Origin of the sequence: Sphingosinicella soli (genome assembly GCF_014199685.1) — a bacterium.
Lineage (GTDB): Bacteria > Pseudomonadota > Alphaproteobacteria > Sphingomonadales > Sphingomonadaceae > Sphingosinicella > Sphingosinicella soli.
The window spans coordinates 1-13804 of record NZ_JACHNZ010000060.1 but is presented as its reverse complement, the minus strand read 5'-3'; the positions used below and the strand labels follow the sequence as shown (position 1 = coordinate 13804).

Sequence of the window (13804 nt, the reverse complement as noted above, 5' to 3'; positions counted from 1 at the left end):
CTCCGCTTCGCAGGCCATTGCTCAACCCGCGCTCATGCGCAACAAAGCTGCCGGACTCTAATCCGTGCTGGTGGAAACCAGGGGGTCACGTCACTGGCTTGCCGCCGGGGCGCTGGCGCTATGTGGAATGGTTTCCGGTCTTACAGGGCTGCATAAGGAGCCCATTGTCGCTGACCAGCCCCGCGAACGCATATCTAAAGTGCGTGTCGTGAGATTCGCCGAAGCAGTCCAGATATTCGCAGATTCCTTGGATGTAAAAGGCGCCCCTCCGAGCTTTAGCCTCCTGCACGGCCCACTCCACGTTATGCGTCCTGATGCGCTTAACACACCCAGTTTCCAGTCCGGGGCCAAGAGAAGAGCCCCACTCCTTATCCACCGGCAGAAACGGCCTTTCGTTATCCAAAGGGAAGGGGGCGGCGAAGGATTCCGCCATTACCCGCACGTCATTGGCGGGCGTCTGGCCGCAATTTTTCAGCCTGATCTGCATGATGATCTCGCCGTCATCAGGAAAGACGGACACTATGCATTCGGACACTTCCAGATACGCGCGCAGTTGGCGATTAGTGGCATCCTTAGAGATTTCGTTTTGTTTCTGCATCGCCAAGGTGGCAGCGCTGGTGTCTTCAACGGCCTCAAGGGTAGCTTCGAGCGTCCGCCTCACAAACCACACACCAACAGCAGTTATGCCCGCCGTGAACGCTCTTATAATCCACATCCAGCGAGCCCATTCCGCCATATCTTGTTGGGCATAAAGGTCTTGTCTGGTTTCGGACTTGTCTTGGGCGGTCTCTATGGCTTTGGTAGCACACTCAATTGCAGCCGGGCCTTCACGCCCGAAGCAGGCGCCAAGCGCGTTTTGCTTCTCACGCTCGTAATGCTCGCGGGCTGTTACCTCATTGCGTCCGGCTATGACACCATCGGCTCCCCCCGTTGTGTAGACAATGACAAGGGTGCCAGCGACAGCAAGAATGCAGAAGAATGTTTCTAGAGTCGTAACTCTCGCACGCCAATTGCTTCCAGACATTGCAGTAGAAACGCCGCCGTGAATTTGCCCCAGCTGAGTTTGTTCCTGATATTCGGATCAGAGTCCATTAATCTTATCGCGGCGAGCCTCTCGACAAACTGGGCATGAGGGGGCGCCTTCCCGCTTCAACTCAGCCTACGCGAAGTTGGTGAGGGCCCTCACCCCCGCGCCCTTATCTCCTCCCCCTTGGAAAGGGGGAGGCCGGGTGGGGGTCGATGGCGAAGGCTGTGCCAGTCACCCTCCCCAACCCCTCCCTTTCAGGGAGGGGTTATCGCGCGGGGGCATTCCTGTAATCGAGCGGCGGGGTGCGGTCGCCGACGAGGGAGCGGTAGGTGAAGCCGGGGCCGCGCCGGGCTTCGAACTCCGCTTTCGCCGCGGCGATCAGCTCAGGCGTCTGCAACAGGTCGATCGCGGTCAGCGCCAGCACCTTCGCGGCGTTCTGCATGCCCTTCATGCCGATCGCATTGCCGCCCGCCGCCACCGCCTGCCAGCTGTGCGCGGCGGTGCCCGGCACCCATGTCGCGGTGGAGAAGCCTGCGGTGGGCACCGTCCACGAGACGTCGCCGACATCGGTGGAGCCCGCGCCGTGGCTTTCCGCGATGGGTTTGACGAGGGCGGCGTCGGAGAGCGTCGCCTTCGTCTGCCCGAGCGTCGGGATGATCTTCTGCGCGAACGCCGTGTCCTCGGCCGTGTAGAGCACGCCGCCGACTTCGCTCAGCTTCGCGTGGACGAGCGTTTGCAGCGTGCGGTTCGGCAGCAGCGGCAGCGCGCCGTGGATCACCTCGTAGTCCACCGTGGTGCCCGTGCCGAGCGCGGCGCCCTCGGCGGTTTTCACCAGCCGCTCGAACGTCTCGCGCACCACTTCGGCGTCCGGGTTGCGCACGTAGTAGAAGGATTCGGCGAAGTCCGGCACCACGTTCGGCGCGTTGCCGCCCGCCGTGATGACGTAATGCATGCGCGATTGCTCGGGCATGTGCTCGTGCATCATGTTCGCCATCATGTTCATCGCCTCGACGCCGTCGAGCGCCGAGCGGCCGCGTTCGGGCGCGCCTGCGGCGTGCGCGGAGATGCCCCGGAAGCGGAACTTGGCCGATTTGTTGCTGTTCGTGGTGGCGATGTCGGCGCTGTTCTCGGCCGCCGGATGCCAGTGCAGCGCGATGTCGACGTCGTTGAAGAGGCCCTCCCGCACCATGTAGACCTTGCCCGCGCCGCCTTCCTCGGCGGGTGTGCCGTAGAAGCGGATCGTGCCCTTCGTGCCGGTCGCCTTCATCCAGTCCTTCACGGCGATGGCGGCGGAGGCGGAGGCGACGCCGAACAGGTGGTGCCCGCAGCCGTGCCCGGCGGCGGCGTCGGCGCGCACGGTCTTCGCGGGGTCGGCGGTCTGGCTGAGGCCGGGGAGCGCGTCGTATTCGCCCATGATGCCGATCACCGGGCCCGTGCCGCTTGCCCACGTCGCGGTGAACGCCGTCGGCGCGCTTGCCACGCCCGCCTTCACCTCGAACCCCGCGTCCTTCAGGCGCTTCTGCAGCAGCGCCGACGAGCGCGCCTCCTGATAGCCGACCTCGGCAAAGCCCCAGATCGCCTTTGCGGCGGCTTCGTTGGCGGCGCGGTCGGCGTCGATGCGGGCGAGCGCGGCGTTGGTCTGCGCAGCCGCCGGAGCGGTGGAGACGAGCAGCGCGGCGGCAAGGATCGGTTTCAGCATGATTTTCCCTGTTCAGACTTCGCCGCCGAACCATAATCGACCGGACCCGAAGCGCCAGTGTTGACCGGCACGGCGGCGCGGATTAGCCGCTTTGTTCATGTATTTCGGATCAGACAACGCCGCCGCCGCCTGCCCTGAGGTGATCGAAGCCGTGCTCGCCGCCAACACGGGGGTTCAGGGCGCCTACGACGGCGACACGCTGACACAGCGCCTCGACGGCGTGTTCAGCGACTTCTTCGGGCGCGAATGCCGCGTCTTCGTGGTGGGATCGGGGACGGCGGCGAACTGTCTCGGCCTTGCCGCGATGGTGCCGCCGTGGGGCGCGATCGTCTGCAGCCGCGAGGCGCATATCCAGGTGGACGAGGCGGGGGCGCCCGCGTTCTTCAGCGGCGGCGCATCGCTGGTCCTCGCCGAAGCGACGGCCGCCAGGCTGACGGTGGAAGGCGTGCGCGCGGCGGTCGCCTGGATGCGCGGCGACGTGCATCAGGTCCAGCCCGCCGCGCTTTCGATCACGCAGGCGACCGAATACGGCTGCGTCTATACGCCCGGCGAGGTCGCCGCGCTCGGCGACGAGGCGAAGCGGCGCGGCTGGCGGCTCCACCTCGACGGCGCGCGCTTCGCCAATGCGCTCGTGCATCTGGGCTGCGCGCCCGGCGACATCACGTGGCGCGCCGGGGTCGATGTCATGAGCTTCGGCTTCATCAAGAACGGCGGCATGTCGGCCGAAGCGATCGTGGTGTTTGATCCCGCGCTTGCGCAAACGCTGCCGCACCGGAAGAAGCGCGCGGGGCAGATGCCCTCGAAGGGCCGCTATGCCGCCGCGCAGCTTCTCGCGATGATCGAAACGGGTGCGTGGGCGCGCAATGCCCGCGCCGCGAACGAGGCCGCGTCGCGCATCGGCGCAGCGGCGGGCGACCGGCTCCTCCATCCCGTGCAGGCGAACGAGGTGTTCGTGCGCGCCTCGCCGGAGGACTCCGCGGCACTGCGCGCGAAGGGCTTCGAGTTCTACGACTGGGCGGCGGGCGAGATCCGGCTGGTGACGGCGTGGGACACGCCCGAGGCGCACGTCCAGGCACTCGCCGCCGCGCTCGCGGTGCTGTGATCCGCCCCGGCCTGTCGCGCATCGTTCTGCCGTTCGCGGCCGTCACGCTGATCTGGGGAACGACCTGGTACGTCATCAAGACGCAGCTCGGCGTCGTGCCGCCGGAGTGGTCGGTCGCGTACCGTTTCATGGGCGCGAGCTTCATCATGTTCGCCGCGTGCGCGCTCATGCGGCGCCCGCTGCGCTTCCCGCTCGCGGCGCACGGCTTTTTCATGCTGCTCGGGGTGTTCCAGTTCGCGGGCAATTTCAACTTCGTCTACCAGGCCAGCCAAACGGTGACGTCCGGGCTTATCGCGGTGGTCTTCGCGCTGCTCGTCATACCCAATGCGCTGTTCGCGCGGCTCTTTTTGAAACAGCCGGTCAGCGCGCGCTTTGTCGTCGGGGCCGCACTCGGAATCGCGGGGGTGGCGCTGCTGTTCGAGCGTGAACTCGGCGCAGACGGCTGGAGCGGTCCGATTGCGGCCGGGCTCGGGCTCACTCTGGTCGGGGTCATGTTCGCATCGGTCGCCAATGTGATGCAGGGCACCGCGCGTGCGCGCAGCTACGATATGTTCGGGATGCTGGCGTGGTCCATGCTTTACGGCGCGCTCGTGGATATCGCCTACGCCTGGGCGATGCGCGGCCCGCCGGTGATCGCGTGGACGCCGCTTTATCTCGGCGGCATCTTCTATCTCGCGGCCATCGCATCGGCGCTCGCGTTCGTGCTATATTTCAATGTCATCCGCCTCGTCGGCCCGGCGTGGGCCGCCTATTCAGGCGTATTCATCCCCTTCATCGCGATGACGATTTCCACGCTGCTAGAAGGCTATCGCTGGTCGCCGCTTGCGGTTGCGGGCGCGGCGCTTGCCGTGGTCGGCCTCGTCATCGCCCTGCGCGCCAGGCGCGTGCCTGCGGGCGCGGCGGCGGCGGGCGGCACAACGGGGCGTAGCTAACCTGACTGAGACGGGTCCGTAATCGGCCCGGCAAGTTCGTGCGCGCTCGGCAGGCGGAGGCCGGGCAGGGTGCCGGTCTGGCGCTCGACCATGCGGTGCACGCGCGGCGGCCATTCGCCCTTGTGCAGCGCGCGCAGGCGGTGGAAATTATCCGCGTCGGCATTCGTGCGCCGCTGGTTGTGGCGGATGTAATCGAGCCAGGTCGGCACATGATAGCGCTCGATCCACAGTTCGGGGTCGCCGAGATCGCGCAGCAGCGTCCAGTGCCGGGCGCCGTCGCGCATGCGGATCCGGCGCCTCTCGCTCATCACGGTCAGGAACGCGCGAATGTCCGCGTCGGCGATCCGGTAGTCGATCGTCACGACGATCGGACCGGTACGGGGCTCGACCGGCACCGCGACTTCAGGCGCGGTCCAGCGCGCGATGGGATCGAGATCGAGATCCTTCACTTCGGGCAGCGGCCGCGCCCATCCCAGCAGCAGGCCCGACAGCAGAAGCACCGCCGAAACCGCCAGCGACGTGCGCACGTCCGTTGCGCCGGCGAGTTCGCCGAAGATCCAGCTGCCGATCGCCAGCCCGCCGAACGCCCACATCTGGTAAAGCGCGAGCGCGCGCGCCACGACCCAGCGCGGCGCGGACATCTGCACGGTGACGTTGAGCGTCGAAAGCGCGAGCACCCAGCCGTTCCCGGCGATGAAAAGCCCCGCCATCGTCAGCGGCATCGCCGGGCTGAACGCGGTGACGAGCGTTCCGGCGGCAATCGCGATGGTGGCCGCCTGCACGATCCATTCGCTTGAATGCGTGCGGCGCAGCCGCCCGCTCACAAGCGCGCCGGCGATCGCGCCGATGCCGAAGGCCCCGAGCAGAAGGCCGTAGGTGAGCGCGCCGCCGGCAATCAGGTTGCGGGCGACGATGGGCATCAATGCCGGAAGCGCGCTGACCGCGAGCCCGAACAGCGCCGCGCGCAGCAGCACGGTGCGAAGCGTCGGCGACATGGCGACGTAGCGGACGCCCGCCGCCATCGCATCGAGCAGACCTTCGCGCGGCAAGGTGCGCGGCTCCTGCACGGGCCGCCAGCGGGCGAGCACCGTGATAAGCCCGATATAGCTCACCGCATTCACCGCGAACGCCGCCGCCGCGCCCGCCGCCGCAACGATCGCGCCGCCCACGGCGGGGCCGAGACTGCGCGCGACGTTGAAATTTATCGAATTGAGCGTGATCGCGCCGGGCAGCGCGGCGCGCGGCACCATATCGCCCACCGAAGCCTGCCACGCGGGGCCGTTCAGCGCGGTGCCGCAGCCGATCAGGAAGGTGAAGCCAAGCAGCAGCCAGGGGGTGATCCACCCCGCCCACGTGCAGAGCGCCAGCCCGACGGACACCACCAGCATGAAGCTCTGCGCGGTCAGCATCACCAGCCGCCGGTCGCGATTGTCGGCGATCGCGCCTGCGGTGAGCGACAGCAGCATGATCGGCAGCGTCACCGAAGACTGCACGAGCGCGACGAGCGCGGGCGACGTGGTCAGCGTCGTCATCATCCACGACGCGCCCACGGACTGGATCATCCCGCCGAAGTTGGATGCCATGCTCGCGATCCAGACCATCTTGTAGATGGGGACGTCAAAGGGCCGCACGGCGGCAGGATCGTCGGGACTGTCGGGTGTCATACTGGGCTCGGCCACTATGGACGCGGGAGGTGCGCGCCCGCAAGCCCGGCAAAGAAGACCCTCCCCAACCCCTCCCTTGCAGGGAGGGGCTAAGTATCCTGTTCCCCCCTCCCTGCAAGGGAGGGGCCGGGGGAGGGTGATGGCGCCAACGCATGCAAAATCATCTCAAGCACCCCCTCGATATTCTCGTGAACCTCGCTGTTGGGAAACCGCAGAACACGGTAACCCCTCGCTTCCAGTTCCGCCGAACGCTTCATGTCGTAGGCTTCGCGCGTCGCATGGCTGTCACCATCCAGCTCTACGACCAGTCGCTCCGACCGGCAGGCGAAGTCCGCAATATAAGGTCCGAAAACGACCTGCCGCGTGAACGTGTACCCGGCGAGCTGACGCCCCTTCAGGCGATACCAGAGCTTGGCCTCGGCCGGGGCGGGTTCGGCCCGCATGGCGCGCGCGTTCGCAAGCAGTGTGGGCGGCAGACGCGGCGCCATTTTACGCCGCAGCCTTCTCCCCAAGTGCGCGGCAGACGCGCCAGAGCGTTTCGGGCGTTGCGGGCATGTCGACGTGCGTACCGCCGAGCGCATCGACGATCGCGTTCATGATCGAAGGCATCGCGCCGATCGTGCCCGCCTCGCCGCAGCCTTTCGCGCCGAGCGGATTGTTCGGGTTCGGCACCGGGCGCGAATGGAAAATGATATCGCGCGGCATATCGTCGGCGCGGGGTATGCCGTAGTCCATGAAGCTGCCGGTGAGGAGCTGCGCGCTGTCGTCGTAAACGACGTTTTCAAGGAGCGCCTGCCCCAGCCCCTGCGCGATGCCGCCGTGCACCTGGCCCTCTACGAGCCGCGGGTTCACCAGCGTGCCGAAATCATCGACGATGGAATAGCGCGCAACCTGCACGCGGCCGGTTTCGGGGTCGATTTCAACCTCGGCGATGTGGCAGCCGTTCGGGAAGGTGGGGCGCGGCGCCTCGGGGGCATAGCGTGCGCGCGTGTCGAGCGCCTGCGGATGGCTCATCGAGAGTTCCGGCCAGCTGAGGGTGCGGTTGCTGCCGCGCGCGCGGAACAGCCCGTCATCGAAATCGACATCTTCGCCGAGATCGGCGCGGGCGAGGTGGCGGCCCTTTTCGATGATGGACGCCGCCGCCTCTATGATCGCGCCGCCGCCCCACACCATCGAGCGCGAACCGCCCGTGCCGTAGCCGACTTCGAGCCGCGCGGTGTCGCCCTGCACGATCTTCACCTGCTCCATCGGAACGCCGAGCCGCTCGGCGAGCACCTGCGCGTAGGAGGTTTCGTGGCCCTGCCCGTTCGATTGCGTGCCGACCGCCGCCTCGATCGTGCCGTCCGCCAGAAAGCGGACATCGGCGAATTCTTCCGTCGCGCCGCCGCCCGCGATCTCGACATAATAGCCGATGCCCCGCCCATACCGCCGCCCGCGCGCCTCGGCGGCGGCGCGGCGCGCCGGAAACCCGTTCCAGTCGGCATTTTCGAGCGCGGCATCGAGGAGCGCGGGAAAATCGCCGACGTCGAAATCGAGGCCGAGGCCGTTGGCATGGGGAAGCTCGTCGGGCCGCAGCAGGTTGCGGCGGCGCAGATCGCCCGCATCGCGCCCCGTTTCGCGCGCCGCGGTTTCGATCAGCCGCTCGACGAGATACGTCGCTTCCGGCCGCCCCGCGCCGCGATAGGCGTCAACCGGCGCGGTGTTGGTGATGACGCCGTGGACATGGTTGTGCATTGCGGGAATGCGATAGACGCCGCCGATGATGCGTCCGCCCGCCATCGTCTGGATCGCCGGGCCGAACTGCGCCTGATACGCGCCGAGATCGGACCAGCTTTCCACCGCGAGCGCGAGGATATTGCCGTCCCCGTCGAGCGCCAGCGCCGCTTCCGAAACGACGGCGCGGCCGTGCGAATCGGTCTGGAACGCGTCGGAGCGATCGCCGGTCCACTTCACGGGCCGCTGCAGACGTTCGGCGGCATGGAGCACGAGCGCATACTCGGGATAGAGGAAGACCTTCATGCCGAAGCCGCCGCCGACATCGCCGGTGATGACGCGCAGGCGATCGGGCGGGCATTTCAGGATCCGCCGGCTGAGGTCGCCGTGCATGCTGGCGACGCCCTGGCTGCCGACGGTGAGCGTCAGGCCGTTTTCGTCCGACCATTCGCCGAGCGCCGCGCGCACCTCCATCGAGGTCGGCGCGATGCGGTTCTGGACGAGGCGCAGGCGCGTGACGTGTGCCGCCGAGGCGAGCGCGGCCTGCACGGCATCCGCGTCGCCCGCGTGCCAGTCGAACACGGTGTTGCCGGGGGCGTCGGGCCAGATCGCGGGTGCACCGGGCGCGAGCGCCGCGTCGAGGCTGCCGACGGCAGGCAGGTCTTCGTAGTCGACCGCGACCGCTTCGGCGGCCGCGCGCGCCTCCGCGCGGGTTTCCGCCACCACGAACGCCACCGCGTCGCCCACGAAGCGCACCGTGTCCTTCGCCAGCACCGGGCGCGGCGTATCGATCCGGCCGGGCAGAGTCACGAGGCAGGGGATGGGGCCGTAGTGCGCGATGTCTTCCGCCGTATAGATCGCGAGCACGCCCGGCATCGCCCGCGCCTCGGCAGTGTCGATGCCGGCGATGCGCGCGTGTCCATAGGGGGACCGCACCGTCACGCCGTAGACGGTGCCTTCGGGCTGAAAATCATCCGTGTAGCGGCCGCGCCCGGTCAGCAGTCGTTCGTCTTCCATCCTGCGGGGTGATTGGCCGACACCGAACTTCATGCTGTATCCTCCAGGCAGGCGCGGAGCCCTGAACGATAATCAGGATAGCGGAGCCGGATGCCGAGGTCTCGTTTCATCTTGCCGTTCGCGACGCGGCGGCTCTCCGCATAAAAGCCGCGCGCCGGCGGCGACAGCCTGGCCTCGGCGACCGGGATCAGCGGCGGCGGCGCAGCGCCCGCCAGGCGGCAGGCGAAGGCGGTAACTTCATGGCCCGGCGCGGGCAGGTCGTCCCCGATGTTCCACACCCCCGGCCCCGCCCCGAACGCGGCGATCACCGCTGCGACTACATCATCAACATGAACGCGGCTGAACACCTGCCCCCCCGCATCGATCCGCTGCGCGGTTCCGGCCCTCACCCGTTCCAGCGCCGATCGGCCGGGGCCGTAAATGCCCGGCAGGCGCAGCACGCGCGCCCCCATCCCCTGCCACGTAAGGTCGGCGGCGCTGCGCGCGCTGCGCCGCCCATGTCCGACAGGCGCGGTCTCGTCCACCCACGCCCCGCCGGTATCGCCGTAGACCCCGGTGGAGGAGAGGTAGAGGAGGGGGACACCCGAAGCAGCGAGCGCCGCACCGTGGCGGAGGAGCACCGGATCGTGATCGCCTTCGGGCGGAACCGACGAGACGATATGGGATGCGTTCGCGATGGCCCCCACCACACCGGGGTCGTCCGCCGCGACGATGCCGGGCCGCGCGGTGCGCGCCGTTCCGGTCACGGTCCAGCCCTGGCGTTCAAGCGCCGCGCGCAGGCGCGAGCCGGTGTAGCCCTGGCCGAGGATCAGAAGATGAGGCATCGCGTCTTCCTAGCGCGCACGGAAGCCGCTGGCGATTCGCCTGTTCGCTCACTATGTCGGCTGTCTATGGAAGCACGCAGCGAAACCCCCACGATCACCCGCCGCGAGGACTATGCGCCTCCCGCCTGGCGCGTCCCCGACATCAGCCTCGCCTTTGCGCTGGACGAAGCGCGCACCCGAGTCAGCGCCGTGCTGAGGGTAGAGCGCGCGGGCAGCGGCCCGCTCGTGCTCGACGGCGACGATCTGGACCTCAAGTCGGTCAGCGTCGACGGGCGCGTGCTGGGCGAGGGCGATTACACGCTCGCCAATGGCAACCTGACGATTCCCCTGACGGGTGACACGGCCACCGTCGAGACGGTCGTGGAGATTGCGCCCGCCGCGAACAGCAAGCTGATGGGACTCTACGCTTCGGGCGGCAATCTTTGTACGCAGTGCGAAGCCGAAGGTTTCCGGCGCGTCACCTTCTTCCCGGATCGGCCCGACGTGCTCAGCCGCTATTCGGTCGAGCTGAATGCCGACAAGGCGCGCTATCCGGTGCTGCTTTCGAACGGCAATCCGGTCGCTGCGGGCGACCTTCCCGATGGACGCCATTTCGCGCGATGGGACGATCCGTTCCCCAAGCCCTGCTATCTCTTCGCGGTGGTCGCGGGCGATCTCCGCGCGCTCGAAGACAGCTTCGAGACAATGTCGGGCCGCCATGTGAAGCTGGCGATCTGGGTCCGCGCCGCCGACGTCGAGAAATGCCGCCACGCCATGCAGGCGCTCAAGGACAGCATGCGCTGGGACGAGGTCCACTACGGGCGCGAGTACGATCTCGACGTGTTCAATATCGTCGCCGTCGACGACTTCAATTTCGGCGCGATGGAGAACAAGGGTCTCAATATCTTCAATTCGAAATACATCCTCGCCGACGCCGAGACGGCGACCGACGCGGATTTCGATGCGGTGGCGGCGGTGGTGGCGCACGAGTATTTCCACAACTGGACGGGCAACCGCATCACCTGCCGCGACTGGTTCCAGCTGAGCCTGAAGGAAGGGCTCACCGTCTACCGCGACCAGTGCTTCAGCGCCGACATGGGCAGCCCCGCAGTAAAGCGCATCGAGGACGTGCGGGCGCTGCGCGCCGCGCAGTTCCAGGAGGATGCGGGGCCGCTCGCGCATCCGGTGCGGCCTGAATCCTATATCGAGATTTCGAACTTCTACACCGCGACCGTCTACAACAAGGGCGCCGAGGTGATCCGAATGGCGGCGACGCTGCTGGGGCCGGAAAACTATCGCAAGGGCACCGACCTTTATTTCGAGCGGCACGACGGCGAGGCCGCGACGGTCGAGGACTGGGTGAAGGCACTCGAAGACGGCGGCGGCGCCGATTTCGGGCAGTTCCGCCTGTGGTATTCGCAGGCGGGTACGCCGACCGTGACAGCGGACCTTGCCTATGATCCGGCGGCCAAATCCGCGACGCTGACGCTGGCGCAGGCTGTCCCTGACACGCCCGGCCAGTCGCAAAAAGCGCCGATGCACATTCCGCTGAAGATCGCCCTGTTCGGGCGGGAGTCGGGGTCGCTGCTCGGGCCGGAACAGCTTTTCCAGCTGCGCGGCGCAAGCGCGACGATGACGTTCGAGAATGTCGGCGAACCGCCGGTGCTCTCGATCAACCGCAGTTTCTCGGCGCCGGTGAATGTCGAGACCAAACGCAGCGCGGCCGATTTCGCCTTCCTTTCCGCGCACGACGACGATCCCTTCGCGCGCTATGAGGCGATGCAGCAGCTGATGATGGACCGGCTGGTGGACGCCGTGCGCAGCGGCGGCACCGATGCCGCGCCGCTCGTCGAGGCGGTGGGCCGCACGCTGAGGAACCAGGCGCTCGACCATGCCTTCATCGGCGAATCGATCCTGCTGCCGACGGAGACGATGATCGCCGAGCGTCTTGTCGCGAACGTCGATCCGGATGCCGTCCACACCGCGCGCGAGGGTGTACGACGCGCGCTTCTGGAAGGCGTAGGCCGCGACACGTGGTCGGCGCTGTACACCAGCTTGTCAGACGGCGCCTACGATCTTTCACCCGGCGGCAAAGGAGGCCGCCGCCTTAAGAACGTCGCGCTCGGCTATCTGTTCTCGCGCCCGGACGAGGCGGCCGTCGCCGCGGCAGAGGCGCAGTACACCGCGGCGACGAACATGACCGATCGGATCGCCGCGCTCGGCCTGCTCGTCGATACGGACACGGCTGCGCGCGAACGCGTGCTTCAGGACTTCTACGACCGCTTCAAGGGCGATGCGCTTGTGCTCGACAAGTGGTTCACGGCGCAGGCGCTGGGCACGAGCGAGGGCACTTTCGAACATGTCGTGGCGCTTGCCGGGCATCGGGATTTCACGATCCGAAACCCGAACCGGTTCCGCTCGCTTGTCGGCGCGCTTGCGATGAACCAGTTCGTTTTCCACCGCAAGGATGGCGCGGGCTATCGTTTCGTGGCGGACTCGCTGCTCGAGGTCGATGCGATCAACCCGCAGACGGCGGCGCGCTTCATCGCACCGTTCGGCCGCTGGCGGCGCATGGAAGACGCGCGCGCCGGAATGATGCGCGCCGAGCTCGAACGCATCGTCGGGACGCCGGGCGTCTCCCGCGATACGTTCGAGATGGCGTCGAAAAGCCTCGTTTAAGAAGCGGGTTTCACGAACTTCAGCGTCATGCGGTCGGATTCGCCGATCGCGGCATATTTGGCGCGGTCCGCCTCTCCATCGCGGAAGTTCGGCGGCAGTGTCCACACGCCCTTGGGCCAATCGGCGGTGTCCTTGGGGTTGGCATTCACATCGGATTCGTCAGCGAGTTTGAAGCCCGCCGCCTCGGCAAGCGCCACGATGGTCGAGCGCTTCATGTAGCCCGATGACTTCATCGCTTCGTCGGGGCGGTCTTCGGGCAGGCGATGTTCGACGACGCCGAGCACGCCGCCCGGCTTCAGTGCCGTGTAGAACGCCTTGAAGGCGTCGCCCGCGAAATCGCCCATGTACCAGTTGTGGACGTTGCGGAAGGTCAGAACCAGGTCGGCGCTGCCCGCAGGCGCGAGGCTGTCGTAGCTGCCCTTGCCGAATCGCGTGACTTCAACCTCCTTGTAGACAGGGCTTGAAGCCAGCTTCTCCTTGAATCCCGCCAAGGATTTTGCGGCGTATTCGCTGGCCTCCGGAATTCCGTGGGCGGCGTAGAGTTTGCCGTGACCCGCGATCAGCGGGGCGAGCACTTCGGTGTACCAGCCGCCGCCCGGCGCCACTTCGACGACGGTCATGGACGGCCGAAAGCCGAAGAAGGAAAGCGTTTCCGCCGGATGGCGATAGGCGTCGCGTGCGCGGTTCGCCTCGCTGCGGTGTGCCCCTGCGAGCACGGCGACATAGTCGGGCGCGGCATGCGCGGTGTGCTGGCTATGGTCCTGTGCGGCCACGGGAACGGCTGCGGCCGACAGCAGCGCTGCGGCGAAGATGGTACGAATCATTCAAATCTCTCCCTCTGGGGCGCTTGCGGACTGTTCTGGACGCGCGCGCCACATTATCTGCCCCGCATGACATTCGAAATCACACTGGGGATGATGTTGACCGCGCTGATGCTCGGCGTTCTCAGCCTGTGGCAGGTTCGCCGCAAACGCAAGCCCGGCGCACTGCCGTGGGTGCCGTGGCACGGGGTGATGTTTCTGGCGCTGCTGGCGCTGATCGCCGGCGCGGCGCACCTGCCTGCGGTGTGGCCCGCCTAGGTGTTTGATCCCAGGCTTTGATGGTGCATTATTCAGCCAGCAATGGAAGGATGCGCTATGGGACAGATACTCCATGGGAGCGCCACAAC

At 67.1% G+C, this 13804-nt stretch carries 12 protein-coding genes; 4 read left to right on the top strand and 8 right to left on the bottom strand.

Annotated features, from left to right (window positions below; translation table 11 throughout):
- Positions 1–118 precede the first annotated feature (118 nt).
- The 3 genes from GGQ98_RS17285 to GGQ98_RS17280 all read right to left on the bottom strand — a co-directional run bounded on the left by GGQ98_RS17285 (position 119) and on the right by GGQ98_RS17280 (position 2726).
- A complete protein-coding gene (locus tag GGQ98_RS17285) occupies positions 119–1024 on the bottom strand; it encodes a hypothetical protein (protein ID WP_184071781.1) in 906 nt (301 codons plus the stop codon).
- A complete protein-coding gene (locus GGQ98_RS18995) occupies positions 985–1092 on the bottom strand; it encodes a DUF6471 domain-containing protein (RefSeq protein WP_424141375.1) in 108 nt (35 codons plus the stop codon). The genes GGQ98_RS17285 and GGQ98_RS18995 overlap by 40 nt, the downstream gene beginning before the upstream one ends.
- A gap of 200 nt (positions 1093–1292) precedes the next feature.
- A complete protein-coding gene (locus tag GGQ98_RS17280) occupies positions 1293–2726 on the bottom strand; it encodes an amidohydrolase (protein WP_184071779.1) in 1434 nt (477 codons plus the stop codon).
- Positions 2727–2823: 97 nt separating this feature from the next.
- Between GGQ98_RS17280 and GGQ98_RS17275 the strand changes: the two genes are divergently transcribed.
- Together GGQ98_RS17275 and GGQ98_RS17270 are read left to right on the top strand one after the other, a co-directional pair.
- Complete coding sequence (locus tag GGQ98_RS17275; RefSeq protein WP_184071777.1) at positions 2824–3828, top strand: threonine aldolase family protein; 1005 nt, start codon at positions 2824–2826, stop codon at positions 3826–3828.
- Positions 3825–4760, top strand: coding sequence for an EamA family transporter (locus GGQ98_RS17270; protein ID WP_184071775.1), 936 nt, complete (start codon positions 3825–3827; stop codon positions 4758–4760). Before GGQ98_RS17275 ends, GGQ98_RS17270 begins: the two co-directional genes overlap by 4 nt.
- Here GGQ98_RS17270 and GGQ98_RS17265 read toward each other — a convergent pair.
- The 4 genes from GGQ98_RS17265 to GGQ98_RS17250 all read right to left on the bottom strand — a co-directional run bounded on the left by GGQ98_RS17265 (position 4757) and on the right by GGQ98_RS17250 (position 9978).
- Positions 4757–6424, bottom strand: coding sequence for an MFS transporter (locus GGQ98_RS17265; RefSeq protein WP_184071773.1), 1668 nt, complete (start codon positions 6422–6424; stop codon positions 4757–4759). The genes GGQ98_RS17270 and GGQ98_RS17265 overlap by 4 nt on opposite strands.
- Positions 6425–6513: 89 nt before the next feature.
- Positions 6514–6912 carry an endonuclease domain-containing protein gene (locus GGQ98_RS17260; RefSeq protein WP_184071771.1) on the bottom strand — a complete coding sequence of 133 codons (399 nt, stop codon included), beginning with the start codon at positions 6910–6912 and terminating at the stop codon, positions 6514–6516.
- A 1-nt stretch (position 6913) separates the two neighbouring features.
- Positions 6914–9187 (bottom strand): xanthine dehydrogenase family protein molybdopterin-binding subunit, encoded by a 2274-nt coding sequence (locus GGQ98_RS17255; protein WP_184071769.1) that lies wholly within the window; start codon positions 9185–9187, stop codon positions 6914–6916.
- Complete coding sequence (locus GGQ98_RS17250) at positions 9184–9978, bottom strand: Rossmann-fold NAD(P)-binding domain-containing protein (protein ID WP_184071767.1); 795 nt, start codon at positions 9976–9978, stop codon at positions 9184–9186. Before GGQ98_RS17250 ends, GGQ98_RS17255 begins: the two co-directional genes overlap by 4 nt.
- A gap of 66 nt (positions 9979–10044) precedes the next feature.
- On the opposite strand from GGQ98_RS17250, the gene pepN reads away from it, so the two are divergent.
- On the top strand, positions 10045–12636 hold the full coding sequence (gene pepN, locus GGQ98_RS17245) for an aminopeptidase N (protein WP_184071765.1): 2592 nt from the start codon (positions 10045–10047) through the stop codon (positions 12634–12636).
- On the opposite strand, the gene GGQ98_RS17240 is transcribed toward pepN, so the two are convergent.
- The gene (locus GGQ98_RS17240) at positions 12633–13460 is read right to left on the bottom strand and encodes a class I SAM-dependent methyltransferase (RefSeq protein WP_184071763.1); all 828 of its coding nucleotides are present in this window, start codon (positions 13458–13460) and stop codon (positions 12633–12635) included. The two genes, pepN and GGQ98_RS17240, sit on opposite strands and share 4 nt — an antisense overlap.
- Before the next feature lie 66 nt (positions 13461–13526).
- On the opposite strand from GGQ98_RS17240, the gene GGQ98_RS17235 reads away from it, so the two are divergent.
- Positions 13527–13715, top strand: a complete 189-nt coding sequence (locus tag GGQ98_RS17235) for a hypothetical protein (protein ID WP_184071761.1) — start codon at positions 13527–13529, stop codon at positions 13713–13715.
- The last annotated feature ends 89 nt before the right edge of the window (positions 13716–13804 follow it).

Excerpts from the sequence above, each read along its gene's own strand:
- GGQ98_RS17285 (WP_184071781.1), bottom strand. The coding sequence starts at position 1,024 with ATGTCTGGAAGCAATTGGCGTGCGAGAGTTACGACTCTAGAAACATTC.
- GGQ98_RS18995 (WP_424141375.1), bottom strand. The coding sequence starts at position 1,092 with ATGGACTCTGATCCGAATATCAGGAACAAACTCAGCTGGGGCAAATTC.
- GGQ98_RS17280 (WP_184071779.1), bottom strand. The coding sequence starts at position 2,726 with ATGCTGAAACCGATCCTTGCCGCCGCGCTGCTCGTCTCCACCGCTCCG.
- GGQ98_RS17275 (WP_184071777.1), top strand. The coding sequence starts at position 2,824 with ATGTATTTCGGATCAGACAACGCCGCCGCCGCCTGCCCTGAGGTGATC.
- GGQ98_RS17265 (WP_184071773.1), bottom strand. The coding sequence starts at position 6,424 with ATGACACCCGACAGTCCCGACGATCCTGCCGCCGTGCGGCCCTTTGAC.
- GGQ98_RS17260 (WP_184071771.1), bottom strand. The coding sequence starts at position 6,912 with ATGGCGCCGCGTCTGCCGCCCACACTGCTTGCGAACGCGCGCGCCATG.
- GGQ98_RS17255 (WP_184071769.1), bottom strand. The coding sequence starts at position 9,187 with ATGAAGTTCGGTGTCGGCCAATCACCCCGCAGGATGGAAGACGAACGA.
- GGQ98_RS17250 (WP_184071767.1), bottom strand. The coding sequence starts at position 9,978 with ATGCCTCATCTTCTGATCCTCGGCCAGGGCTACACCGGCTCGCGCCTG.
- pepN (WP_184071765.1), top strand. The coding sequence starts at position 10,045 with ATGGAAGCACGCAGCGAAACCCCCACGATCACCCGCCGCGAGGACTAT.
- GGQ98_RS17240 (WP_184071763.1), bottom strand. The coding sequence starts at position 13,460 with ATGATTCGTACCATCTTCGCCGCAGCGCTGCTGTCGGCCGCAGCCGTT.
- GGQ98_RS17235 (WP_184071761.1), top strand. The coding sequence starts at position 13,527 with ATGACATTCGAAATCACACTGGGGATGATGTTGACCGCGCTGATGCTC.